At 37.2% G+C, this 23,952-nt stretch carries 22 protein-coding genes and 1 pseudogene; 12 read left to right on the forward strand and 11 right to left on the reverse strand.

Annotated elements, in window-relative coordinates; all coding sequences use genetic code 11:
• The first annotated feature begins 52 nt into the window (after positions 1-52).
• The 4 genes from AO058_RS08035 to AO058_RS08050 all read left to right on the forward strand — a co-directional run bounded on the left by AO058_RS08035 (position 53) and on the right by AO058_RS08050 (position 5,188).
• Positions 53-1,372, forward strand: coding sequence for an O-antigen ligase family protein (locus tag AO058_RS08035; protein WP_232228909.1), 1,320 nt, complete (start codon positions 53-55; stop codon positions 1,370-1,372).
• The gene (locus AO058_RS08040; protein WP_075325969.1) at positions 1,329-2,345 is read left to right on the forward strand and encodes a glycosyltransferase family 4 protein; all 1,017 of its coding nucleotides are present in this window, start codon (positions 1,329-1,331) and stop codon (positions 2,343-2,345) included. The genes AO058_RS08035 and AO058_RS08040 overlap by 44 nt, the downstream gene beginning before the upstream one ends.
• A 95-nt stretch (positions 2,346-2,440) precedes the next feature.
• Positions 2,441-3,451, forward strand: a complete 1,011-nt coding sequence (locus AO058_RS08045) for a glycosyltransferase family 4 protein (protein ID WP_075325970.1) — start codon at positions 2,441-2,443, stop codon at positions 3,449-3,451.
• Between the two features lie 342 nt (positions 3,452-3,793).
• Positions 3,794-5,188, forward strand: coding sequence for an exopolysaccharide biosynthesis polyprenyl glycosylphosphotransferase (locus AO058_RS08050; RefSeq protein WP_075325971.1), 1,395 nt, complete (start codon positions 3,794-3,796; stop codon positions 5,186-5,188).
• A 47-nt stretch (positions 5,189-5,235) separates the two neighbouring features.
• On the opposite strand, the gene lnt is transcribed toward AO058_RS08050, so the two are convergent.
• Positions 5,236-6,828 (reverse strand): apolipoprotein N-acyltransferase, encoded by a 1,593-nt coding sequence (lnt, locus tag AO058_RS08055; RefSeq protein WP_075325972.1) that lies wholly within the window; start codon positions 6,826-6,828, stop codon positions 5,236-5,238.
• 382 nt (positions 6,829-7,210) lie between these two features.
• Here lnt and AO058_RS08060 point away from each other — a divergent pair, with 382 nt between their 5' ends.
• Positions 7,211-7,969, forward strand: coding sequence for a CDP-alcohol phosphatidyltransferase family protein (locus AO058_RS08060; protein ID WP_075327925.1), 759 nt, complete (start codon positions 7,211-7,213; stop codon positions 7,967-7,969).
• 139 nt (positions 7,970-8,108) lie between these two features.
• Here the strand turns inward: AO058_RS08060 and lptB are convergent, their stop codons facing one another.
• Genes lptB through AO058_RS08080 form a run of 4 tightly spaced genes read right to left on the reverse strand, consistent with a single transcriptional unit; the run spans position 8,109 to position 11,040 of the window.
• Complete coding sequence (gene lptB, locus AO058_RS08065; protein WP_075325973.1) at positions 8,109-8,849, reverse strand: LPS export ABC transporter ATP-binding protein; 741 nt, start codon at positions 8,847-8,849, stop codon at positions 8,109-8,111.
• A 45-nt stretch (positions 8,850-8,894) separates the two neighbouring features.
• Positions 8,895-9,245, reverse strand: coding sequence for a carboxymuconolactone decarboxylase family protein (locus tag AO058_RS08070; protein ID WP_075325974.1), 351 nt, complete (start codon positions 9,243-9,245; stop codon positions 8,895-8,897).
• 2 nt (positions 9,246-9,247) lie between these two features.
• Positions 9,248-10,075, reverse strand: coding sequence for a twin-arginine translocase subunit TatC (gene tatC / locus AO058_RS08075; RefSeq protein WP_075325975.1), 828 nt, complete (start codon positions 10,073-10,075; stop codon positions 9,248-9,250).
• Complete coding sequence (locus AO058_RS08080; protein ID WP_075325976.1) at positions 10,075-11,040, reverse strand: KpsF/GutQ family sugar-phosphate isomerase; 966 nt, start codon at positions 11,038-11,040, stop codon at positions 10,075-10,077. The genes tatC and AO058_RS08080 overlap by 1 nt, the downstream gene beginning before the upstream one ends.
• A gap of 84 nt (positions 11,041-11,124) precedes the next feature.
• Between AO058_RS08080 and recQ the strand changes: the two genes are divergently transcribed.
• Positions 11,125-13,323, forward strand: a complete 2,199-nt coding sequence (gene recQ, locus AO058_RS08085; RefSeq protein ID WP_075325977.1) for a DNA helicase RecQ — start codon at positions 11,125-11,127, stop codon at positions 13,321-13,323.
• A 141-nt stretch (positions 13,324-13,464) separates the two neighbouring features.
• Here the strand turns inward: recQ and AO058_RS08090 are convergent, their stop codons facing one another.
• Together AO058_RS08090 and AO058_RS08095 are read right to left on the reverse strand one after the other, a co-directional pair.
• Complete coding sequence (locus AO058_RS08090; RefSeq protein ID WP_075325978.1) at positions 13,465-14,247, reverse strand: hypothetical protein; 783 nt, start codon at positions 14,245-14,247, stop codon at positions 13,465-13,467.
• Positions 14,248-14,277: 30 nt separating this feature from the next.
• Positions 14,278-15,012: a class I SAM-dependent methyltransferase gene (locus AO058_RS08095; RefSeq protein ID WP_075325979.1), complete on the reverse strand. Its 735-nt coding sequence runs from the start codon at positions 15,010-15,012 to the stop codon at positions 14,278-14,280.
• 35 nt (positions 15,013-15,047) lie between these two features.
• On the opposite strand from AO058_RS08095, the gene AO058_RS08100 reads away from it, so the two are divergent.
• Together AO058_RS08100 and AO058_RS08105 are read left to right on the forward strand one after the other, a co-directional pair.
• Positions 15,048-15,542, forward strand: a complete 495-nt coding sequence (locus tag AO058_RS08100; protein WP_075325980.1) for a YkgJ family cysteine cluster protein — start codon at positions 15,048-15,050, stop codon at positions 15,540-15,542.
• Between the two features lie 152 nt (positions 15,543-15,694).
• Positions 15,695-16,065: pseudogene (locus tag AO058_RS08105) on the forward strand (four helix bundle protein).
• Between the two features lie 28 nt (positions 16,066-16,093).
• Here AO058_RS08105 and AO058_RS08110 read toward each other — a convergent pair.
• Complete coding sequence (locus AO058_RS08110) at positions 16,094-17,326, reverse strand: exo-beta-N-acetylmuramidase NamZ family protein (RefSeq protein WP_075327926.1); 1,233 nt, start codon at positions 17,324-17,326, stop codon at positions 16,094-16,096.
• Between the two features lie 9 nt (positions 17,327-17,335).
• Between AO058_RS08110 and AO058_RS08115 the strand changes: the two genes are divergently transcribed.
• The 3 genes from AO058_RS08115 to AO058_RS08125 all read left to right on the forward strand — a co-directional run bounded on the left by AO058_RS08115 (position 17,336) and on the right by AO058_RS08125 (position 21,875).
• Positions 17,336-18,568, forward strand: coding sequence for an ABC transporter permease (locus tag AO058_RS08115; protein ID WP_075325981.1), 1,233 nt, complete (start codon positions 17,336-17,338; stop codon positions 18,566-18,568).
• Between the two features lie 80 nt (positions 18,569-18,648).
• Positions 18,649-19,629, forward strand: coding sequence for a PLP-dependent cysteine synthase family protein (locus AO058_RS08120; protein ID WP_075325982.1), 981 nt, complete (start codon positions 18,649-18,651; stop codon positions 19,627-19,629).
• A 143-nt stretch (positions 19,630-19,772) separates the two neighbouring features.
• Complete coding sequence (locus AO058_RS08125) at positions 19,773-21,875, forward strand: alanine/glycine:cation symporter family protein (protein WP_075325983.1); 2,103 nt, start codon at positions 19,773-19,775, stop codon at positions 21,873-21,875.
• A gap of 107 nt (positions 21,876-21,982) precedes the next feature.
• Here AO058_RS08125 and AO058_RS18340 read toward each other — a convergent pair whose 3' ends face one another.
• From AO058_RS18340 to AO058_RS08140, 3 genes are all read right to left on the reverse strand, one after another.
• Complete coding sequence (locus tag AO058_RS18340; RefSeq protein WP_143083627.1) at positions 21,983-22,207, reverse strand: hypothetical protein; 225 nt, start codon at positions 22,205-22,207, stop codon at positions 21,983-21,985.
• A 119-nt stretch (positions 22,208-22,326) separates the two neighbouring features.
• On the reverse strand, positions 22,327-22,509 hold the full coding sequence (locus AO058_RS08135) for a hypothetical protein (RefSeq protein WP_075325985.1): 183 nt from the start codon (positions 22,507-22,509) through the stop codon (positions 22,327-22,329).
• Positions 22,510-22,623: 114 nt separating this feature from the next.
• Positions 22,624-23,178, reverse strand: coding sequence for a hypothetical protein (locus AO058_RS08140; RefSeq protein WP_075325986.1), 555 nt, complete (start codon positions 23,176-23,178; stop codon positions 22,624-22,626).
• A 68-nt stretch (positions 23,179-23,246) separates the two neighbouring features.
• On the opposite strand from AO058_RS08140, the gene AO058_RS08145 reads away from it, so the two are divergent.
• Positions 23,247-23,951 (forward strand): SGNH/GDSL hydrolase family protein, encoded by a 705-nt coding sequence (locus tag AO058_RS08145; protein ID WP_075325987.1) that lies wholly within the window; start codon positions 23,247-23,249, stop codon positions 23,949-23,951.
• Position 23,952 lies beyond the last annotated feature (1 nt).

Genomic DNA, 23,952 nt, shown 5'->3' on the forward strand with positions numbered 1-23,952 from the left:
AAAAGGAAACCCTATTAAAAAACTAGAATACATAAACTATCTAAAATTACTATTGCTTCATCTTTTGATAGCAGTGGTGGTATATATGTATAGACCGGCGGGCCAGTTTTTGTTATTCGGTACGTTAGGCTTTTGGATATTTTATGTCATTCTAAAAGAAAATAAAAATAATGAAGCCCTAATGGCAGCGGCCTATATTTCCGGGGCTGAGGTTTTTTATCGTATGACCGGTTCTATGGTTTTTTATGAAACCGGTAAATATTCCGTCATTTTGTTTCTTCTCATTGGAATGTTTTACAAAGGAACTTCGGTAAAAACTGTCTCGTATTGGTTTTATCTCCTTATTCTTTTCCCTGGTGTGGTCGTCGCTTCGTTTACATTAGAGTATGATGTGGTTTTTAGAAAAGCTGTAGCTTTTAATCTTAGCGGTCCGGTGACTTTAGGAGTGTCAGCATTATACTGCTATTATAAGAAGATAACTAAAACGCAGTTTAATTATGTTTTGTTAATGCTTTTACTTCCGCTAATAGCAAATATGATCTATTTGTTCTTATATACACCAAGTATTGGAGAAGCTTTAATGAGTGGCACAAACTCTAATTACGCAACTTCGGGTGGTTATGGGCCTAATCAGATTTCTACGGTCATGGGAATGGGGGCAATAATTCTATTTACGCGTTTTTTTCTCATTAAGAATAAAACAATAAATTTTATAGATCTGGGTTTGCTTGCACTAATGAGTTATCGCGCTATCATAACTTTCTCCCGGGGAGGAGTTTTAACTGCGGTAATTTGTATCATGGCTTTTGTAGTGGTATATTTTTATAAACAGGATAGCAAAGAACAAAACAAGATCGTATTTAAAATGGGGCTCTTTGCGGTAGTTGGTGTTATTATATGGTTGTTTACTGCTGTTAAAACCGAAGGCCTTATTGTAAATAGATATACCAACAGGGATGCAGCCGGAAGACTGGAAGATGATATAACTACAGGTAGAACGGAGCTTATTATTACCGAGCTCCAGGGATTTTATTATAATCCCGTAATTGGGATCGGCGTTGGAAAGGGAAAAGGAATGCGAAGTGAAATGACCGGAACTGCCACGGCTTCACACAATGAAATTAGTAGATTGCTCTCAGAACATGGACTTCTAGGATTGGTTGCGATTCTAATTCTTATCTTAGTTCCTATAATTTTCTGGACAAAGTTTAAGAACAATTATTATTTTTTGGCGTTCTTAGCATTTTGGTTCTTAACCATTAATCATTCGGCTATGCGAATTGCCCTACCGGGCTTCGTTTATGGACTGGCTTTATTATATATAGTAGATGACAAAAAGCATCCTGTACATAGGAAACGACTTACAGATTAATAGCTTTACGGCTACCTATATTTCTTTCTTTAGTAAAATGCTGCGTAAGGAAGGTTATAAGGTTAAAACAGCTTCTACCCGAAGCAACAAAGGTCTGCGTTTAATCGAAATGCTCGGACTTATTGTTCGCTTTCATAAAACTACCGATGTGGTGCTTATTGATACTTATGGGGCGATGAACTTTTACTATGCCTATCTGGTGGCTAAAACCTGCCAGGCATACAATTTAGAATATATACCCATTTTACACGGTGGTAACCTTCCGGAACGCTTACACGCTTCCAAAAAATATAGTAAGAGTCTCTTTGGAAAGGCGAAAATCAATATAGCGCCTTCTAAATTTTTGTACGATATTTTTAAGGCTGAAGGTTTTAATAATACCAAAATTATTCCGAATGCGATTCAGATGGAAAATTATCCCTTTAAAAAACGGGAAGATTTTCAGCCTAAATTATTGTGGGTTAGACGTTTTCAGAAACGCTATAATCCGGTAATGGCTTTAGAAGTGCTTTTATTGTTGAAAAAAGATTATCCAAACGCCAAACTTTGTATGGTGGGACCCGATAAGGACGGAACGATGAAAACCTGTAAGAAGTTTGCCGCCAAAAATCAACTTGACATTGAGTTTAAAGGGAAATTGAAGAAAAAAGCCTGGGCAAAACTTTCAAAAAACTACGATTTCTTTATCAACACCACAAATATAGATAATACTCCCATTAGTGTTATAGAAGCAATGAGCCTCGGGCTGGCAGTGGTTTCCACAAATGTTGGAGGAATGCCTGTTCTTATTAAAAATAATGATGATGGCTTACTGGTACCGGTGAATAATGCCCAGGATATGGCTGCCGGAATTGATAGGCTTATAAAAAACCCGGAAAAAGCACAATCTCTTACCGAAAATGCCCGAAAAAAAGTTGAAAATTTTGCCTGGGAAAAAGTAAAAACCGATTGGAATAGAGTGCTCAATTCATGAAACCACCACAATGCTGGACCCAAAGATTGGCCACAAGCCGAAGTATAATTATAAATTTGTTCCTAATTCCAACCTTGGGTTAAAAATATAAACAGATGAAAAAACTGCTTTATATAGGCAATGAACTGGAAGACCGGGGCGGGGCGCCAACTTTTATAGATAAATTATCTCCATTATTAAAAAATGAAGGTTTTGAAGTAAAAACTTCATCTTCCCATAAAAATCAGGTGCTGAGGTTATCTGAAATGTTAACTTCTATTATTAAAAATAAAACCTGGGTAGATTATGTGCTAATTGATACCTACAGTACGCGAAATTTCTGGTATGCAGTGCTGGCGGCCCAACTTTGTAGAAATTTACAGCTCGATTATATTCTTTTACTCCACGGTGGTGAACTTCCGATGAGATTAAAAAAAAATCCTCAACTATCTACCTCCTTATTTAAGAATGCTAAACAAAATATTGCGCCTTCACGCTATCTTTTTGACATATTTCACAAAGCAGGATTTACAAATCTGAAATATATTCCGAATTCTATTTTTTTAAAAGATTATCCGTTTAAGCCGAGGAAAGTCTTAAAACCAAAACTCCTTTGGGTTCGTGCTTTTGCTGAGATCTATAATCCGATACTTGCACTCCAGGTTTTGGAAAAACTTTTAAAAGAATTCCCTGAAGCCGAACTTTGTATGGTGGGTCCTGAAAAAGACGATTCTTATAAGGAATGCGTGAATTATGCTAAAAAAAATAAGTTACCGGTAAAATTCACTGGAAAATTAAGCAAGTCTGAATGGATCGCACTTTCAGAAGGATATGATATTTTTCTAAATACAACTAATGTAGATAACACCCCTGTAAGTCTAATTGAAGCAATGGCTTTAGGTTTCCCAATCATTTCTACAAATGTAGGTGGGATTCCTTACTTACTTCAGGATAAAAAAACAGGTTTGCTGGTGCCGCCAGATGATAAGGAATCAATGCTAAGTGCCATTAAAGAATTACTTATAAACCAGGATTTAGCCGAAAAAATTAGCAGAAATGCCCGACAGCAGGCAGAAAAATTTGATTGGGAAATTGTGAAAAAGGATTGGAAAGAAGTTTTAGTATAAATATTCGCTTCTCTGGCTGTATTATATAAAAAAAGCTGCCTAAAAAGTAAATAATAGACGTCATCCTGAACTTTTTCAGAGCCTGCTCCGAAATTTTTTCGGAGATCTAAGCTGTTTTAAGTAATAACATGTTAGAAGCTGAAACAAGTTCAGCTTGACGAAACCAGGTCTTTCCGGAAAGTATCTGATTTTTTCCGCACAGCGTAAAAGTTGGTGGGTTTCTTCATTTTAAGCAAAAAGATATTCGTGCCTTTGTGGCCAAAATACTCCTGTTTCATTTTCCTGTAATAAGAATGGTAGAAATCAAAAAAATTCTATCTTTAGCCCGTAAGTAGGTAAGCTATGTCCCAACGGCCACTTGTACATTTTGAAATCTCTGAGCGTAAGGTATTACTACGTTTGTTAGACTCGCTTTGTATTTTAACCTGTCTCAGCCTGATAGGAATTATCTTTGAATTCGATTATTTTAGAATAGATTCACAAAACTGGTATTGGACCCTCGTTTTACTCCTTTATTTTAATCTTTTTGCCAGCATTTTTGAACTCTACGATCTTCAAAAAGCGTCAAATTTTGATAGCGTATTGCAGAACTCATTGTTAAGCTCTGGAGCAACGGTTTTGTTCTATATCCTTACGCCTTTTTTAACGCCAAGTTTGCCTGAAAATCGCTTGCAAATTCTCTTTTTCTTTCTCGCAATTTTGATTCCGCTGTTACTATGGCGACTGGTTTATATTACTTTAATTTCTTCTCCAAGGTTTTATAAGCGGGTACTGGTGGTAGGCAATTCTTTTGATATAAACCTTATTAGCTCCGATCTTCAAAAATCTGATCCGAATTACGTGGTGGTGGGTTATATTAAAACCGAAGACCGGATTTCTTCAGAAATAGATGAAGATAAGCTGATTAGGTTTGAGGTGGAAGACCTTACAGAAGCTATTAAAGAGCATCATATAAACGAAATTGTGGTGGCCAGTGGCTACAAAGAAGGTTTGATGCTGCCATTGTATAACCAGTTAAGTGTTTTGCTGAAGGCGGGTTTTCCTATTAAAGATTATACACAGGTTTACGAAGAAATTACCCAGCGCATTCCCGTGCAGCACGTAGATAAAGATTTTTACCGATATTTTCCTTTTAGCCGAAGTAATCAGAATAAATTTTATCAATTTTTCTTTAGAATATTCGATATTATTATCGCGATAATAGGGCTAACTTTTTTGATACTAATGCTGCCAATTATTTTAATAGCTAACTTTCTGGGAAACCGTGGATCCCTTTTTTATAGGCAGGAAAGGATTGGTAAATATGGAGAAGTTTTCAGGATTTTGAAGTTAAGAACTATGGTAAAGGATGCCGAACCTAACGGACCTCAATACGCCCAAAAGAACGATTTACGCACTACTCGCTTTGGAAAGTTTTTAAGAAGGTCTCGTCTAGATGAAATCCCGCAGTTTTATAATGTATTAAAAGGTGAAATGAGCCTGATTGGGCCTAGACCGGAAAGGCCGGTTTTTGTGAATGAATTATCTAAAGTAATCCCTTTTTACGAAACGCGACACGTGGTAAAACCGGGTTTAACCGGTTGGGCGCAGGTAAAAGCAGATTATGGGAATTGCCATACCGATAGCCTGGTAAAGCTTCAGTATGATCTCTATTACATAAAACATCGCGGAATTTTTCTTGACCTGAATATTATCCTGAAAACCTTAAGCACGGTAATTTTTTTCCGGGGACAATAGTTCAGTTCTCAGTTGGCAGTGCGCAATAGCAGTAAGCATGAAAAGCTTTATGAAGGCCTGTTTCGTTTATACTTTACTATCGCAAAGAGAAAAATAAACAAAGCCAGGAATTGCGCTACTCTCGCTAAATAATCTCCATATTCTACGTAAAAAGTTTTTTCTGAATTAAGATGAATATCAGCCTTGATGCTGCCTTGTTCCTCATAACCCAGACTTTTTGTGATTTCTCCTTTTTGATTGATAAATGCTGAAATCCCAGTATTTGCACTTCGCACTACATCGCGACGGGTTTCTATGGCACGTAATTTAGCATAACTAAGATGCTGTTTGTGGCCTTGTGAGTTTCCCCACCAGGCATCGTTCGTAATAATGCTAAGAAAATCTGCGCCATTTTCTACATATCCTGTTACATATTCTCCATAAACGGATTCGTAGCAAATAATGGGGCCCGTAGCCGAATTATTATCCAAAGCGAAAACTTCCCGGTCTTCCTGTGTGGTCTTCATCGCTACGGTGCCACCGAGATCTATCATAACATCACCTAAAATAGGTTTCAGGATTTCCTGATAAGGAAAGTTCTCTACGCCAACTACGAGTTTAGATTTATGATAAAGCTGCGGAATATCTTCCGTATTCATTAAAAAAGCCGAATTATAATCATCATACCAGACGTTTGGCCCTAATTGATTGCTTTGTTCCCTAACTTTTGCCGGATCACTGAACCTTTCATAAAAAGAAATCCCACTAAGAAAATTAGTTTGAGGATATTTATTTATAAGTTGTCTGGAGAAAAAAGCTGCTTCAGATTGTTCAAAATTTGGCAGCACGGTTCCATCGGCAAAAACGGTTTCTGGAGCTAAAATAAGTTTAGTTTTCTCACTCACTTTTTCTTCACTGAGCTTCAGTAGTAACTCGCCAATCCGTGTATCGGTGGTATTGTATTTTTCGGTATACGGATTAATATTTGGCTGCAGGATAACCACTTCCATCGTTTCTCCTTTTTCTTCAACCTGGCTTAATAATAAATAGGAAACACCAATAGGGATTAAAATCAGTAATACAATTTTGAAGATTCCACGGTAAATAAAATCTTTATACTTGAATTCTTTGTAGAGTAATACCGCTTTAAAGCAAGCGATATTGGCGAGCCAAACCCAAAGTGTGCCGCCAAAGGTTCCTGTATATTCATACCACTGCACCCAGTTTTGGAATTCAGAAAAAGCATTTCCCAGGTTTAACCAGGGCCAGGAAAATTCCCAGGCGAGATGCAGTTTTTCGAAAACTATCCAAATACTAACCAAAAAGGCTGATGCAGCGCTAAATCCGGTACGTTTTGCTACTATATGATAGAGCAAAAATACCAGTGCCATTAGGAGGGAATTTACCAGGACGGCAAAAGCACCGCCAAATGCGGTAGAAAAATAGAGCCAGTATGTTGTAATGAGATTCCAGAGGAAAAAGCTTAGATAAGCCAAGCCAAGCACCCTCCATTTAATATATTTCTTTTTTGAATTTCTAACTTTAAATTCTGCATAGAGCATTGGGACAAAGGCAAAAAATAAAAGCAAAGGAAAGCCATAAGTTGGCCAGGCAAATGCTAATAAAAGTCCGCTTGAAATTGCATAAAGAAGGTTTTTCATACTTAGGGAATTCTGTTCAAAAATAGCAAACTATTATATTTTAATCCTTCATTGAGGGATTAATTCCCGACACCTGCCCGGAATGGCGGGCTTGTACCGAAGGTCAAGATTTTTTTCCGATTCCCGAGGTTGTGTGAAACGCCAGATTTCGTCAAGCTGAACTTGTTTCAGCTTCTAACATGGTTTGATTATCAACATCTTAGATTCTGAAATAAATTCAGAATGACGATTTGCAAAAAAAATCAGTCATCTTTATTTGGATTTTAATAATTTCTTTGAAGTTAAAGCTTTTGTAATTGTTCTTTCTGAAATTAAAAAAACTTGTAGAAACAGGTGGCAATTGATTAGTTTAGTGTTTCAGAAATCAATCTATGAGCAATCTATGAGCATAAAAAGACATATTCCGAATTTAATTACGCTTTTAAATCTTCTCTGCGGAACCATCGCGGTTATTTTCGCTGTACAGGGGAGTCTCATTATGGCCGCTATTTTTGTAGCCGGAGGAATTTTCTTCGATTTTTTTGATGGGCTTGCAGCCAGAAGCTTAAAAGTTTCCAGTGATATTGGGTTGCAACTTGATTCTTTAGCCGATGTTGTTACCAGTGGAGTAGTGCCGGGAATTGTAATGTATCAATTGCTAGATAACGCCTTGCCGGGAAATTCGGGGGTAGAAAACACGGGTTGGGAAGTGAATACCGGTTGGTGGGATTGGAATTTTAATACGCTTGCTTTAATTGGTTTGCTCATTTCTTTAGCCTCGGCTTACAGACTGGCGAAATTCAATGTAGATGATCGTCAAACCGATTCATTTATTGGCGTTCCCACTCCGGCAAATGCACTACTGGTTTTAAGTTTTCCACTTATTTTAACTTATCAACCCGATAGTTTTTTAACCGGTTTAATTTTAAATGAATGGTTTTTAATTGCTATTACGCTTCTTAGTTGTTATCTCTTAAATGCCGAAATAAAACTTTTTGCCCTTAAATTTAAAAACTGGGGATTTGCCGATAATAAAGTACGATACTTCTTTCTTTTATTATGTTTGGTGTTAACCCTGGTATTTCAGTTTGTAGCCGTAACCTTAATTATTTTTAGTTATGTGATTTTATCGGTGGTTTTTCCGAAGAATGAGGAGGTATGATAAAGGTTTTTAATGTAGGTATACTTTTTATATTTTATTTTTAACGCAGATCGTATCGTCACCCTGAACTGGTTTCAGGGTATAGGTTGTTTCGTAATAGATGCTGAAACAAGTTCAGCATGACGTTCTTTTGTAGTTTTTACTTAAATAACTTCTTTTTTCTTAACTCAAAGTTTTGTCCCAGGTAAACTTTTCTCACCATTTCGTCTTCGGCGAGTTCTTCGGGTTGGCCGTGCTTTAGGATGCTTCCTTCAAACATCAGGTAAGTTCTGTCGGTAATCGCCAGGGTTTCCTGCACGTTGTGATCGGTAATAAGAATCCCGATATTTTTATCCTTTAACTGTGCTACAATTCTTTGAATATCTTCTACAGCAACGGGATCTACGCCGGCAAAAGGTTCGTCGAGAAGAATAAAGTTAGGATCGGTTGCGAGGGCACGGGCAATTTCGGTACGGCGGCGCTCTCCACCACTTAAAAGGTCACCACGGTTTTTTCGAATATGGCCTAAACCGAATTCTTCAATTAGGGTTTCCATTTTATGGTGACGCTCTTCTTTAGAAAGATCTGTGAGTTCCAGTACACTCATAATATTGTCTTCAATACTAAGTTTTCTGAAAACCGAAGCTTCCTGGGCTAAATATCCAATCCCGTGCTGTGCTCTTTTGTACATTGGATATTTAGTGATATTAACCTGGTCTAAAACAATTTTTCCGGAATTTGGCTTTATTAGACCCACAATCATATAAAAAGAAGTGGTTTTACCGGCACCGTTTGGTCCCAGTAATCCAACAATTTCTCCCTGGTTTACTTCCAGCGAGATTCCTTTTACAACTTCTTTTCCTTTATAGGCTTTAACTAAATTCTCGGCGCGTAATTTCATTCAAATAGCATTTTAGAGCTAAGTTACATTTTTTATGCCAGCCTGTTATTCTTTAGATTCCTCTAAGGCTTCCCAGTATTCGTGGGCACGACGCAGATGAGGGATTACAATTGTACCTCCAATTAAAGTTCCAATACTCAGGGTTTCCATAACCTGCTCTCGGGATAAACCTTCTTTGTAACTGGATTCTAAGTGGTATTTTACACAATCGTCGCAACGTAAAACTAATGAGGCAACAAGGCCTAATAATTCTTTTGTTTTTTTATCTACCGCGCCTTCTGTAAAAGCGTTGGTATCTAAATTAAAAATCCTTTTGAGTACTTTATTGTTCTCACCAAGAATTTTATCATTCATCTGCTGACGGTAAGCATTGAATTCGTCAACTTTATTAATCATAGCTATTTTTTATTAAATTTTCTTTGTTCTTGTTTGTAGATTACTTTTGAAATAATAATACTTACTTCATAAAGTATCAATACCGGAATTGCCACAATTATCTGGCTAACAATATCTGGAGGGGTGATTATTGCTGAAAGAATTAGCACAATTACCAAAGCATATTTTCGGTATTTTTTTAGGAATTGTGGCGTTACCACTCCAACCCGGGTAAGGAAATAAATCACAATAGGGAGTTCAAAAATAAGTCCGCTGGCTAGTACTGAAGCTCTAACCAAACCTATATAACTACCCAAATCAAAATCGTTGAAAACCGTTTCACTGACCTGATATTTTCCGAGGAAATTTATAGATAATGGCGTAACCACATAGTAACCAAAAATTACTCCTATAAAAAATAACAGGGAAGTAATAAATATAAATCCTTTGGCATGTTTGCGTTCATTATCGTGCATTGCCGGGGCCACAAATAACCAAAACTGGTATATTACATAGGGAAAAGCAATAATAAACCCTGCCGTTATAGAGGTCCAGACGTGGGCTGAAAATTGCCCGCCCATGGTTCTACTTTGAATTCTAAACGGCATCTCGTCAAAACAGAAACCGGCATCTAAGCCAAGCGAAGTAGAAATTCGGCAAAGAATATCATAAGAGAAAAAATCGCCTCTACTGGGGCCAAAAAGTAATACGTCAAAGATAAATCCCTTTAAAAGAAAAGCTATAGAGCCTGCCACAACAATTGCTACAACAGATCTTATTAGATGCCATCTTAAATCTTCTAAATGGTCCAAAAAGGACATCTCTGGTTCAGGGGTGCCAATTTGCTTCATTATAAAATTCCTTCTCGAATTAGGTTATGTATATGTACTACACCCGCGTAGGTTTGGTTATCCAGGGCAAGTAACTGGGATATTTTATTTTCTTCCAGCATTTCTAAAGCGTCTACCGCCAGGGAATCGTGGTCTATGGTTTTTGGCGCGGGACTCATAATATCTCTTGCTGTAAGATTTTTGAATTCGGTATTGTTTTTAAGCATTCGCCTAATATCTCCATCTGTGATTATACCAATAATTTTATTGTTTTCAATTACTGCGGTAACTCCAAGCATTTTTTCTGAAATTTCTATTATTGCATCGGTAACTGAAGTTTCTGGTGAAACCCGGGGTTTCATATTTTGTGCGGTAATATCGCTTACCCTCAGGTAAAGTTTTTTACCAAGCGAACCACCGGGATGGTATTTTGCAAAATCCTTTCTTGAAAATCCTTTCAATTTTAAAAGACAAATTGCCAAAGCATCTCCTATAACCATTTGTGCCGTTGTACTTGTTGTAGGTGCCAGGTTATTTGGGCAGGCTTCTTTTTCTACATAAGAATTCAATACATAGTCAGATTCCCTTCCAAGAAAAGATTCTTTATCGGCCGTAATTCCTATAAGTAGATTATTGAAATCCTTAATATAAGGTACCAGTACTTTTATTTCAGGGCTATTTCCGCTTTTAGAAATACAAATTACGACATCGTCTTTTTGTATGGTTCCCAGGTCTCCGTGAATAGCGTCTGCAGCGTGCATAAAAATTGCAGGTGTGCCGGTAGAATTAAGTGTAGCTACTATTTTTGTGGCAATTACGGCACTTTTTCCTATGCCGGTTACAATTACCCTTCCTTTAGCTTTATATATTTTTTCTACGGCTTCGGCAAACTCACTATCAATAAAATTTTCCAGGTTTGCAATTGCTTTGGCCTCAATGGAAATGGTTTCTTTTGCAGCAATAAGGATTTTTTCCTTCAGTTTCAAATTTAGATAAAATTAAGGATTGTGAGTTTAAAGAAATATGTATCTTTAGTTATGCAAATGTATGTAAAATTGTAACACAATTGAATGAGTTTGACGGAAATTGATTTACACCAACAGCTAAAGAAGTACTTTGGGTTTAGTCAATTCAAAGGCCTTCAGGAAGAGGTGATTACCAGTATAGTGAATAAAAATAATTCGTTTGTGGTAATGCCGACCGGAGGAGGGAAATCCCTATGTTACCAACTCCCTGCGTTGATTGAAGAAGGAACGGCAATTGTGGTTTCGCCCCTTATCGCTTTAATGAAGAACCAGGTAGATGCTATACGTAGTATTTCTGCAGAGCACGGCGTTGCGCATGTGCTAAATTCCTCTTTGAATAAAACCGAAGTAAAACAGGTTAAGGAAGACATCGCTAACGGTGTTACCAAGCTGCTTTATGTAGCACCTGAATCACTTACCAAAGAAGATCATGTTGAGTTTTTAAAACAGCAAAAGATTTCTTTTTTGGCTATAGATGAGGCGCATTGTATAAGTGAATGGGGTCACGATTTTAGACCAGAATATCGAAATTTACGAAGTATCATAAAACGTATAGGCGATAATATTCCAATTATTGCCCTTACGGCTACAGCGACTCCAAAAGTACAGGAAGATATTTTGAAGAATCTTGGTATTCCAGATGCAAATACCTTTAAAGCGAGTTTTAACCGACCGAATTTATATTACGAGGTACGGCCAAAAACCAAAAATGTTAATGCGGATATTATCCGTTTTATCAAACAGCACCGCGGTAAATCTGGGATTATCTATTGTTTAAGCAGGAAAAAGGTTGAAGAGCTCGCACAAACACTGCAGGTTAACGGGATTAATGCCGTACCCTACCACGCGGGGCTGGATGCCAAAACCCGAAGCAGACACCAGGACCAGTTTCTTATGGAAGAAATTGATGTTGTGGTGGCTACTATTGCCTTTGGGATGGGAATAGATAAACCAGATGTTCGGTTTGTGATTCACCATGATATTCCAAAAAGTATAGAAAGTTATTACCAGGAAACCGGTCGGGCAGGAAGAGATGGTGGCGAAGGCCATTGTTTGGCTTTCTATTCTTATAAAGATATTGAAAAGCTCGAAAAATTTATGAGCGGAAAACCAGTAGCCGAACAGGAAATTGGTCACGCTTTACTTCAGGAGGTAGTTGCCTATGCAGAAACTTCCATTTCCCGCCGAAAGTTCATTTTGCATTATTTTGGGGAAGAGTTTGACAGCGAAACCGGCGAAGGCGCCACTATGGACGATAACGTTAGGTATCCTAAAAAGCAACATGAGGCTGGCAAAGAGGTAGAATTACTTTTAAAAACAATAAAAGAAACAAAGCAATTATACAAATCTAAAGAAGTTGTAAAAACACTTATAGGAAAATCTAATGCGGTTATTTTATCACATAAAACCGATGCTCACCCACTGTTTGGAAAGGGAAAAGACCGGGATGGGAAATACTGGATGGCTTTAATTAGGCAGGCTTTGGTAGCCGGTTTATTAAAGAAAGATATAGAAACCTATGGCGTAATAAAACTTACTTCTAAAGGAGAAGAATTCTTAGAGAATCCAACTTCTTTTATGATGACAGATGATCATATTTTTGATAGTACTACTGAAGCTGTTCCTACTGCAAGTCAGTCGGGAGGTTCTGGGGTCGATAAAACCCTGGTGAAAATGCTGAAAGATCTTCGGAAAAAAGTAGCAGTAAAAAACGAGGTGCCTCCTTTTGTAGTTTTCCAGGATCCTTCGCTGGAAGATATGGCTATAAAATATCCGGTAAATATTGAAGAGCTTACCAATATTTTTGGAGTAGGCGAAAACAAGGCCAAAAAGTTTGGGAAAGAGTTTGTAGAACTTATTCAGCGTTATGTAGATGAAAATGAGATTGTTCGTCCAGACGATTTGGTGGTGAAATCTACCGGAGCAAATTCAGCTTTAAAATTATATATAATTCAGAACGTAGACCGCAAATTACCTTTAGATGATATTGCTTCTGCCAAAGGAATGGAGATGAAGGAATTCATCAAAGAAATGGAAGCAATTGTTTACAGCGGAACCAAGTTGAATATAAATTACTGGATAGACGATATTTTAGATGAAGATCAGCAGGAAGAAATTCATGAATATTTTCTGGAAGCTGAAACCGATAAAATAGATGAAGCCATCCAGGAATTTGATGGCGATTATGACGATGAAGAACTTAGGTTATACCGCATTAAATTTATAAGTGAAGTAGCGAATTAGATTGTAAGGGTATAGGAGTATTTAATCGTCATCCTGAACTTGGTTCAGGACCTAAGATGTTTGTTGTTTGTAGTTCTAAACAGGTTAGGAGCTGAAAAAAGTTCAGCTTGACAAGGAGTTAAACTTGACAAAGATTCAAAACTATCGTCCCCCGGCAGCTTGCAGATCTCTAATACAGTGCATTCCTAATTGTGGGATACGCCCTCCTTCAATTTCATCAATAATTCCGCTTCCAAATTCTATAGAAGCGCGCATCAGGCAGTCGGGAACATTGCAATGGCCTTCGTTATCATCATCTTTATGGTCAGATTGCGGTTCGGTACCAATATCTACCAGGCCAAATAAATGCCCAAATTCGTGGTTTAAAACTGCTGCTTCTATATCACTTTCAATCGGAGCGTTAGGCCTTGCCGCAAAATCTTCAATAGTTCTTCCGAAAATCACCATAGATGTATTTCTAAAAGCTGAACCCAGGGTGAATTTATTTTCTTCGTCTTTTTCACTTTTTCCGTCAGCAAAATAAATATACACCGCAATTTCATCTCCCGCATTGTACACAGTACGGGTTTCTTTTTCTATTTCTACAATTTCCTCTATAGAAAAAGGAGCTTTGCCAGATGAAGAAACTGCTCTTAAACTAATATTTATACCATCGGGTTTAAAAGTTCGTTCTTCAAGAAAACTTTTAAAATTTGATAGAGCTGCCTGGTTAGGAGCATACCCGTTAACATAAACAATTTCTATATTCATTGAAGTGAATTCAGCATCGCTTAAAAGGTGGGAAGCTGAATCTCCCAAACCTTGCAAATTGGCTGTTTTATCTATTCCAACCACTCCATCATCATCATTTTCACCTGAATCTGAAGTACAGGAAAAGCTAAACAATATAATTAAAAGAAGAAGGCTGTATTTGTATTTAGACATTGAAAAAGCAATTTTGGTAAAAATATAAATTTATTGTTTTAAAGCTTGTAATTCAGCTAAATAATCGTAGTGTTTTCCCTCTTTTATTCGTTTACAACTAAAGTTATTGGTTTCAGCGGCAAATTTTAAAGTTTGAAAATCTATATAGAGCCAATTGAAATAAGCAGAATTTTCTCCTTTATAACTCACTTTAAATTCCAGTTCACCGTAATATGCAGCTTCAGAGTCTACCCAAATTCCGCCATCTTCATCCCGGTCAAATAAATAACTTAAATCTGAAGAATCTAAAAGGACTTTACCATTGGGATTTAGCAATTCCCTGGTTTTTTTAAAGAATTTATCAAGCTGGTTGAGCTTGCCAATTATTCCGCTGCCATTCATTAACATCAAAATAGTATTAAATTTTTCATTTTTTAAATCGAAAAAACCAATGTTTCGAGCATCTTTAATTCCGCGAAGACGCGAAATTTCTATAGCGCCTTGAGAAGTGTCAATGGAAGTCACATGTAATTTTTTCTCCTGCTGAAGATAAAGCGAATGGCTTCCTGCACCGCTGCCTACATCTAAAACTTTTCCCTTTGCAAGTTGCAGCGCTTTTTGCTCTAAGGGCGGCATTTCAGCATAATTTCGGAACAAATAAGGAACAGGAATTACATCATCATCAAAGTCGGGGGAATGTACCTGGATATCGGTAGTATCCTTTTCGTGATAGTAAGCTGAAATAGCTTTTCCAAAAATGTCTTTTACTGAAGTTTGCTGATTCATTGATGAGGTGTAGCTTGGTTTTATATCTTTGCCTAATGGAAGAAATTCTAAAAAATCTCCCTGAAAAGGCCAAAGATAAGCATAAGGAAAATAAAAAGTTTTTTGCAAAGCTTAGAAAAAAGCCACCAAAAGATTTGGATAGGCAGATGCAGGAAATGCACGAGGAAGAATTTTCACGCACCAATTGCCTGGACTGTGCAAATTGCTGTAAAACTACCGGCCCTTTATTTACCAATAAAGATATAGAGCGCATTAGCAAGCATTTAAAATTAAAGCCGCAACAGTTTATTGAGCGGTATTTGCGAATAGATGAAGATAATGATTATGTGTTGCAACAAGTACCCTGTACTTTTTTGGCTGCAGATAATTACTGCCTAATTTATGATGTGCGACCAAAAGCCTGCCGGGAATTCCCACATACCGACCGGAAAGATTTTCATAAAATTTCTAATCTTACCATTAAAAATACCGCTATTTGCCCGGCGGCATACAATATTGTGGAGGAGATGAAGAAGAGGATTAAGGGGTAGAAGGATTATTTTTTAGGGTTTGGTTATGATTAGATTGTAGGGTTTTTCTTGATTTTGCCTTTACTGTTGCGCAGTACGGGTTGCGTGTTTCACGGTTTTATTAAATAATAATAAAATTTCTAAATTGGAGAATTACTATAAATTGCAAAAGTATGAGCTCGAGTTACCGTGATCTTGATATTTATAATGCTTCCCTGAATTTATTCTTTAAAATTCATTCTCTAAGTTTAAAGCTTCCCACATATGAATTGTACGAATTGGGGAGTCAAATAAGAAGATCTTCAGATTCTGTAGTTACAAATATTGTGAAGGTTATGGAAGAAAACGGTACAAAGCTGACTTCATTAAGTTCTTAACTTATTCCCACGCCAGTAACGATGAAACCATTTTACATTTTAATAAGTTATTACACCTTTATCCTGCTATTATGGGACCTCATCAAGACCTAGTTAAGGACTACGAAATTCTGGGAGCAAAAATTAATAAATTCATCCAATATGTAGAATTGAACTGGAAAAGTTAATAACCCGCAACCCGCAACTCGTATCCCCTTAGTAAATTAAGTATTGCTTTCTTTTAACTTCAAAATTTTCCAAACCTTGCTGCCAACTATCCCTTATTTCTTCAGCAGATAAACCGGCTTCAATTTGAGTTTGTAATTCTTTGGTTCCCGCCAGTTTGGTAAAAAAAGCATTGAAGAATTCATCTTTATTCGCGGTGTTTTGATAGGCTTCAATTAGCCATTCTAAATTTATTTGATCTACCCGCGCTATTTCACTAAGATCCCGACCATAGCATTCTTTCCCGAGATGTTTTGGGCTTTTTGCGCCAGGCTTAGATTCTGGAGTGTAAGCAAAATCAAAATAATTTTCATCTAAAAACGGCGAGCCGAATACCTGGAATTGTTTATCGGTACCACGACCGGCATTTACGTTAGTTCCTTCAAAGAAACATAGACTTGGGTATAAATTTATAGCCTGTGCATTAGGTAAATTGGGTGAAGGTTTCACCGGAAGATCGTAAGCTTTAGAGTGGTCGTAATTTTCCATTTCAATTACTTCCAATTCGCATTGAATGCCGTCTTTTAACCATTTTTCACCATTAATCATTTTAGCGTATTCCCCCATCGTTAATCCGTGTACTGTAGGAATTGGGTGCATCCCAACAAAACTTTTAAATTCAGTTTCTAAAATTGGGCCGTCTATATAGTGTCCGTTTGGGTTTGGGCGGTCAAAAACGATAAGTTGTACGTCATTTTCGGCGCAGGCTTCCATCACATAATGTAAGGAAGAAATATAGGTGTAAAAACGGGTTCCTACATCCTGTAGGTCAAAAATTAAAACATCAAGATCTTTCAGCTGTGCTGCTTTCGGCTTTTTGTTATCGCCATAAAGCGAAATTACCGGTAAGCCGGTTTGAGCATCTTTACCATCTTCTACTGCTTCGCCGGCATCAGCAGTGCCACGAAAACCGTGTTCTGGGGCAAAACCTTTTACCAGATTCACTTCTAAGGCCAGCAAGGAATCTACTACGTGGGTAAATTCTCCCGCTTCATTTTTCATAATTGAAGTCTGGTTTCCTACAATCCCCACTCTTTTTCCATCCAGTAAAGGAAGGTAAGCTTCGGTACGATTGGCTGCGAGAATAATGTCTTTAACAGCCGTTTCATCTTGATTATTTATTGCAATTTCTTCTGAAGATTGCTCTTTCTTATTTTGGTTTCCGCAGGAAAGAATACCTATAAAAGCGAATAAAAATGTACTTTTGAATAACCTTTTAAGCATCGTGATAATTTGAATTTCGAATTTTTTGTTGTTAAACGCCTTATCGGCGGTAAAAGCCATAAAAGTAGTATTTCTGCGCCTATTATAAAAATAGCGATTGCGGCAATTGCTATTGGTGTGGTGATGATGTTGGTTTCTTTTGCTACCGGGCTTGGTTTGCAGGAAAAAATAAGGGATAAGATTGCGGCTTTTAACGGGCATATTAATATTTCTAATTACGATAATAACAGCTCGCAGGTTACGCTTACCCCAGTTGATAAAAACCAGGATTTTTACCCTGAATTTAATACTGTTGATGGTATTGCCTACGTACAGGCGGTGGCAACAAAATTCGGTATAATTCGTACTGAAACAGACTTTGAAGGAGTTGTGGTAAAAGGTGTGGGCACCGATTATAACTGGAGTTATTTTGAAGATTTCCTGGTTAAAGGTAAACTGCCAGAGGTTGATAATAAACTGAATGATGAGGTTTTAGTTTCAGCATATTTAGCGAACAGGCTTCAATTAAATGTAGGAGATAAAATTCCAACTTATTTTCTACGCGATGGCAGCGATAGGCCGCTAACCCGTGGTTTTGTGGTTACCGGTATTTATGATTCTGGGTTTATGGACTTTGATAAACTCTATGTGCTGGCCGATATTCGACATATTCAACGTCTTAATCGCTGGGGAGAAAATGAGGTTGGCAATTTTGAAGTTTTTCTAAACGATTTTGACGAAATTGATGAAAAAGGCCAGGAAGTTTATGAGAACACGGGGTCGTTTTTAGATACGCAAACCATAAACCAGAAGTATTATTCGATATTTGAATGGCTGGCGCTTTTCGATTTTAATATCGCCCTTATTATTGGAATTATGATTTTGGTGGCTGGCATTAATATGATTACTGCTTTGCTGGTTTTAATTCTTGAGCGCACCCAAATGATAGGGATTTTAAAAGCCCTGGGCGGTAACGACTGGAGTATTAGAAAGATTTTTCTTTACAATGCAGGTTACCTTATTATTAAAGGACTTTTCTGGGGAAATTTAATCGGAATCGGAATATTATTGCTGCAGAAATATTTTAAACTGGTACCATTAAATCCTGAAACCTATTATGTGACTGAAGTTCCCGTTTATCTAAGTTGGGACTATATTTTAGCGGTAAACCTGGGAACCTTAATTTTATGTATGCTGATGTTGATAATTCCATCAGTAATAATTTCAAAGATTTCTCCTTCCAGAGCAATTAAATTTGAATAAATTATAACAAATCGAGTGCTTTTGGTGATTCTATTGAAGTAAATTCAATTTTTTACCTTTGCAACTTCAAAAATAAAGAAATGGATTACGTAGAAAATATATTGGGGACTATTGGGAATACGCCAATGGTGAAAATGAATAAGATCACTAAAGATATAGACGCTTTGGTTTTAGCAAAATATGAAACTTTTAACCCGGGAAATTCGGTTAAAGATCGTATGGCGGTGAAAATGGTAGAAGAAGCTGAAGCCAACGGACTTTTAAAACCGGGCGGAACTATTATTGAAGGAACATCTGGAAATACGGGAATGGGCCTTGCCCTCGCAGCCATTGTGAAAGGTTATAAAATGGTTTGTGTACTTTCTGATAAACAAAGCAAGGAAAAAATAGATATTTTAAAAGCCGTAGGTTGCGAAGTGGTAGTTTGTCCCACTGATGTTGCCCCAGAAGATCCACAATCTTATTATTCAACCTCTAAAAGAATGGCTGAGGAAACTCCAAATTCCTGGTATGTGAATCAATATGATAACTTGGCAAATACCAAAGCACATTACGAAAGTACCGGTCCTGAAATTTGGGAACAAACCGATGGGAAAGTGACTCATTTTGTAGTAGGCGTAGGTACCGGCGGAACTATTTCTGGAGTGGGAAAATATTTGAAGGAGAAAAATCCGAATATTAAAGTTTGGGGAATTGATACCTATGGTTCTATTTTTAAAAAATACCATGAAACCGGGGAATTTGACGAAAAAGAGATTTACCCATATATCACCGAAGGGATTGGAGAAGACATTTTACCAAAAAATGTAGATTTTAGTGTGATTGATGGATTTACCAAGGTAACTGATAAAGATGCCGCTGTTTATACTCGTAAATTGGCCGAAGAAGAAGGTTTCTTTTTAGGAAATTCAGCCGGCGCTGCAGCAAAAGGATTGCTTCAACTTAAAGAACATTTTACCAAAGATGATGTGGTGGTTGTTTTATTTCACGACCATGGCAGCCGTTATGTAGGAAAGATATTTAACGATGAGTGGATGAAAAAACAAGGATTCATCGATTAATTTTTATATGAATTCTGAATTAAATGTTCAGAAATTATATTTAGCTGAGAGTATTAAAAATATATATTATTATAAATTTTTAATACTTTCATTTTTTTATGCAAATAATATTATATCAGATAAATAGTAAAGAAATTTAGTTTATGAGGAATTTATGGCTTTTTACCAGTATATTTTTAATGTTAACAGCCATTACCGGGGCACAGGAAAACACACAAAATAATTCTGATTTACAGGTAGAAGTAACTCTTTCAAACCCTTCACGGGAAATTAACGACGGGATAGCCGAAGTTATTGTAACCGGGGGAGAAAAGCCATACCAGTATAAATGGACCAATCAATCTACTGCCTTAGATGCCAGGAAATCTACTGGTTTAATTGAGGGAATGGAACATACCATTAAAGTGACAGATGCGAATAATAAATCTGTTTCTAAATCCTTTACAATTCCTGCCGAATCTATTACCGAAATTTTTAATAGTAATGTACAGCCCGCCGTAGATTTTCTTGGCGGGATTTTATTTTGGGATCCATTTGCTTCTTTGGGTATTTTTGATCCCGTGGTGTATACTCCCACTAAACAAATTCCTATTCCCGAATGGGATGCTTTAAGCAATAATTCCTATACTTTAAAAGAATGGTTAATCACAAAAAATGCCGAGGTTAATGAAGGCGATAAAATTGCCATAATCCAAACTAATACAGGGGAAGAAATTGAAGTTTTTTCGCCGGTAAAAGGAAGACTCAATTACCTGGTTAAAGAAGGCCACGTAATTTTTGATCCAAATAGTACCAGTGATGTTGTAGAACAGGATGCACACGTTTTTGCAGAAGTAGTTTACGCTGAGCCGCAACCCTTGTTACATCCTAATGGAGATGTGAAGATGAATGCGATTCCCTTTATTGTAATGTGGTTAATTATAGGAAGTATCTTTTTTACGATTAGACTTGGGTTTATAAATATCCGTGGGTTCAGGCATTCCATAGACCTGGCCAGGGGGAAGTATGACGACCCAAATGCACCGGGTACTATTACTCACTTCCAGGCTATGGCAACTGCTGTTTCTGCAACAGTTGGTCTAGGAAATATCGCGGGCGTGGCAGTAGCTATTTCCCTTGGTGGTGCCGGTGCTACCTTTTGGATGTTTTTAGCAGGATTTTTTGCTATGTCTTTAAAATTTGTAGAGTGTACTTTAGGGGTAAAATACCGATTTATAAATAGTGAAGGCCGAATTTTTGGCGGACCAATGAATTATTTGAGATATGGCCTTGAAAAAAGAAATATGAGAGGTCTTGGTAAATTTCTTGCCGGCCTTTTTGCCGTTCTTGGCGTTGGGGCTTCATTTGGCGGGGGCAATATGCTACAATCTAACCAGGCATTTAAAATTGTTTCTGAGCAATTACCATTTCTACAGGGTCACGGTTTTTGGTTTGGTGTAGGCTTCGCTATATTAGTTGGGGTGGTAATAATTGGCGGTATTAATAGTATTGCTAAAGTTACCGGAAAAGTGGTTCCTTTTATGGCCATGGTATATATTCTTGGATGTGCTATTGTAATTGGCACCCATATAGAAAATATAGGTGGTGCTTTCTCTGCAATCTTTAATGGAGCACTCTCTGCAGATGCACTTAAAGGTGGATTTATTGGAGTGTTAATTATTGGTTTACAACGGGCAGCGTTTTCCAGTGAAGCCGGGGTTGGTTCGGCTGCAATTGCGCATAGTGCTTCAAAAACCAATAATCCTATAGCCGATGGTTTTACTTCTTTGGTAGAACCATTTATAGATACTATGGTGGTTTGTACTATGACGGCTCTTGTCCTTATTTTCACCGGTATGCACGAAGTGAATGGGCTTGGAGGAGTCGAGTTAACCTCAGATGCATTTGGTAGTGTGATCTCGTGGTTTCCCGCAGTTCTGGCTTTTGCCGTTTTCTTATTTGCATTTTCAACTATGGTCTCCTGGTCTTATTACGGAATGAGATCCTGGACTTATCTTTTTGGGAAAAGTGTGAAATCTGAAACCGTTTATAAAATTATGTTCCTTCTATTTGTGGTTCTTGGCGCTTCTACAAGTCTGGGGGCCGTACTTAGTTTCTCTGATATGATGATTTTAGCCATGTCTTTTCCTAATATCATAGGTTTATATATAATGTCTTCTGAAGTACGGGAGGATATGAAAATTTACCTGAAACGACTTAAAGCGGGAGAAATTTACATCAGTGAAAAATTCAGGAAAGCAGCTTAAGGAGGTAAATTGACTCTATAATCGAGATTCAATTGCTATGATGCTTTGCTCGGAATAGAATATTATTCTTTTTAATAGCTTCGTGAGCTGGCTTCGAGGTTGTTTGGTTAAGTTAATTTCTGAAGAAAATAAAAGAGAAAACTTCCAATTAAATATAGAAGCACGTCAATTATATCGGCCGTGTATCTCCAGTGTAGTGGTGGTAGAATAACTTCAAAATAAATAGCATACATCACGAATACTGAAAGTACAGTTATAAGATTTAAACGTAAAGTTTTATCCTTTTTAAGAAGCTGTACCGTATAGAGACAAATGCTTAATACAATAGGCATACAAAGAAAATTTGCCAGGTAGAAATTGATGAAATCGGGGAGCGGGATCTCAAAAAAATAAAAAGTTTGGAGAAGAGCAAAAAGAAAGCAGCATATAAAAAAGAATGTTCTTAGACTTTTCATAATACCAGGAGGGAAACCAGGAAAGCAATTATACCACCAACTATCATTACCGCTATCCAAATTGAATACCCCACTTTAGAAAAGAAACGTCCGAATCCGGTTTTAGGTTCTTCTTTTTCCTGGGTTGGTTCTGAAGTAATATTGGAAGTGGTTGTTTTATTTTCTTGGTTGGGTTCCATAATTGAGTTGCTGGTTCACTTTGCTAAAAAAGATAAACAAAAATTCCAAAAAAGGAATTATTTCCGCAGGGTTTAACCGCAATTTAGGTATTGCTTACAAAATAATCTTAAATATTATTCTTCCCATCCCCAGGGAGCATCAGGTGTTTTTATTGGATTGGAAAGATCAAATTCTACACTAAAATTAGTTTTAGCACCAATTCTTTTAAGATTGTAACTAAAAATTTCATCATCTAAGCTTATCCACCAAACATTGGTTGCCGCAGCGGGAAGTAATTCGGCCGTTTCGTCATCAGCAGGAAATACCTGGATGTTGGCTAAACCGTTGTTAGAAGCCGTGCCGCCGTACTGCGTTATTTTATCTTCGCTGCCATCGGGTTTGCGGTGATCATGTTTCAGCTCAATTTTATTATCTTTTAATCGTAAAATCCAGGTCCGGGATTTATTTTCTCCTACAAAAAATGGGATTTTAATTTCATTTTCCTCGCAAGACCTCACGTGCATAATTAATTTCTTGCCATCAAAATCAGCGTTGCCTATTCCCTGGGTTATAGTGCCTTCATAAGATTTACCGCAGTGTTGCTGAAGTTGGTTCCAAAAGCTTTTTGCCGGTGTTTCCTGGGCAAAGACTGCGCTGCTTAAAAAGAATAAAATGAAGTATAATTTCATATTACAAATGGGCTAAATGTTTTAAATTGCTGCAAAATACACTATTTAAAGCCCTAAAAAGATTCTGAATGAAAAATTTCTACTTTATAATTTTAGCATTTTTAGTAATTGGTTGCAACACCTCTAATTCTGTCACCCAGAATACAGAAACCGATAATTCTTCAGGTATGGATTATAGTTACCTTGCCCTGGGTGATTCTTATACCATTGGTGAAAGTGTACCCGAAAAAGAGCGCTGGCCGGTACAGTTGGTGGCTCAACTTAACGAAAGAGGTTATAAAGTAGCACCGCCGAAAATTATTGCCAAAACCGGTTGGACCTCTGGAAATTTATTAGCCGCAATGCGATCTGAATTGAATTATACCCGAGAATTTGATTTAGTTTCTATTTTAATTGGAGTTAATAATCAGTACCAGGGACAAGGTATTGAAGATTATGAAGAAGAATTGCGCGAGATTTTTAAGTTGGCGCTTAATCATTCTAAACGTAGGGAAAAAGGCGTTTTTGCTTTGAGTATTCCAGATTATGGAGTGACGCCTTTTGGAGCAGAAAATGCAGAAACTATTGGCGAGGAAATAGATGAGTTTAATGCGGTTTTTAGAAGAATTGCGGCAGAATTTGAGGTTGATTTTTATAACATTACGCCAATTTCCCGTGAAGCTGAAAGAGATGCCGCCCTTATTGCCGAAGATAATTTACACCCCAGCGGATTGATGTATCGCTTTTGGGTGGAAGAAATTATAGATGAAATCCCCCAAATGTTCCCCCAGTAGC

The organism is Salegentibacter sp. T436, assembly GCF_001932675.1.
Classification (GTDB): Bacteria; Bacteroidota; Bacteroidia; order Flavobacteriales; family Flavobacteriaceae; genus Salegentibacter; species Salegentibacter agarivorans.

What these genes read in the sequence shown, in the direction of transcription:
- AO058_RS08090 (WP_075325978.1), bottom strand. Translation starts at nt 14,247, where the DNA reads ATGTCTAAATACAAATACAGCCTTCTTCTTTTAATTATATTGTTTAGC.
- lnt (WP_075325972.1), bottom strand. Translation starts at nt 6,828, where the DNA reads ATGAAAAACCTTCTTTATGCAATTTCAAGCGGACTTTTATTAGCATTT.
- recQ (WP_075325977.1), top strand. Translation starts at nt 11,125, where the DNA reads ATGAGTTTGACGGAAATTGATTTACACCAACAGCTAAAGAAGTACTTT.
- AO058_RS08060 (WP_075327925.1), top strand. Translation starts at nt 7,211, where the DNA reads ATGAGCATAAAAAGACATATTCCGAATTTAATTACGCTTTTAAATCTT.
- AO058_RS08045 (WP_075325970.1), top strand. Translation starts at nt 2,441, where the DNA reads ATGAAAAAACTGCTTTATATAGGCAATGAACTGGAAGACCGGGGCGGG.
- AO058_RS08135 (WP_075325985.1), bottom strand. Translation starts at nt 22,509, where the DNA reads ATGGAACCCAACCAAGAAAATAAAACAACCACTTCCAATATTACTTCA.
- lptB (WP_075325973.1), bottom strand. Translation starts at nt 8,849, where the DNA reads ATGAAATTACGCGCCGAGAATTTAGTTAAAGCCTATAAAGGAAAAGAA.
- AO058_RS08100 (WP_075325980.1), top strand. Translation starts at nt 15,048, where the DNA reads ATGGAAGAAATTCTAAAAAATCTCCCTGAAAAGGCCAAAGATAAGCAT.
- AO058_RS08125 (WP_075325983.1), top strand. Translation starts at nt 19,773, where the DNA reads ATGAGGAATTTATGGCTTTTTACCAGTATATTTTTAATGTTAACAGCC.
- AO058_RS08110 (WP_075327926.1), bottom strand. Translation starts at nt 17,326, where the DNA reads ATGCTTAAAAGGTTATTCAAAAGTACATTTTTATTCGCTTTTATAGGT.
- AO058_RS08140 (WP_075325986.1), bottom strand. Translation starts at nt 23,178, where the DNA reads ATGAAATTATACTTCATTTTATTCTTTTTAAGCAGCGCAGTCTTTGCC.
- AO058_RS18340 (WP_143083627.1), bottom strand. Translation starts at nt 22,207, where the DNA reads ATGCCTATTGTATTAAGCATTTGTCTCTATACGGTACAGCTTCTTAAA.
- tatC (WP_075325975.1), bottom strand. Translation starts at nt 10,075, where the DNA reads ATGAAGCAAATTGGCACCCCTGAACCAGAGATGTCCTTTTTGGACCAT.
- AO058_RS08050 (WP_075325971.1), top strand. Translation starts at nt 3,794, where the DNA reads ATGTCCCAACGGCCACTTGTACATTTTGAAATCTCTGAGCGTAAGGTA.
- AO058_RS08040 (WP_075325969.1), top strand. Translation starts at nt 1,329, where the DNA reads ATGACAAAAAGCATCCTGTACATAGGAAACGACTTACAGATTAATAGC.
- AO058_RS08070 (WP_075325974.1), bottom strand. Translation starts at nt 9,245, where the DNA reads ATGATTAATAAAGTTGACGAATTCAATGCTTACCGTCAGCAGATGAAT.
- AO058_RS08120 (WP_075325982.1), top strand. Translation starts at nt 18,649, where the DNA reads ATGGATTACGTAGAAAATATATTGGGGACTATTGGGAATACGCCAATG.
- AO058_RS08145 (WP_075325987.1), top strand. Translation starts at nt 23,247, where the DNA reads ATGAAAAATTTCTACTTTATAATTTTAGCATTTTTAGTAATTGGTTGC.
- AO058_RS08095 (WP_075325979.1), bottom strand. Translation starts at nt 15,012, where the DNA reads ATGAATCAGCAAACTTCAGTAAAAGACATTTTTGGAAAAGCTATTTCA.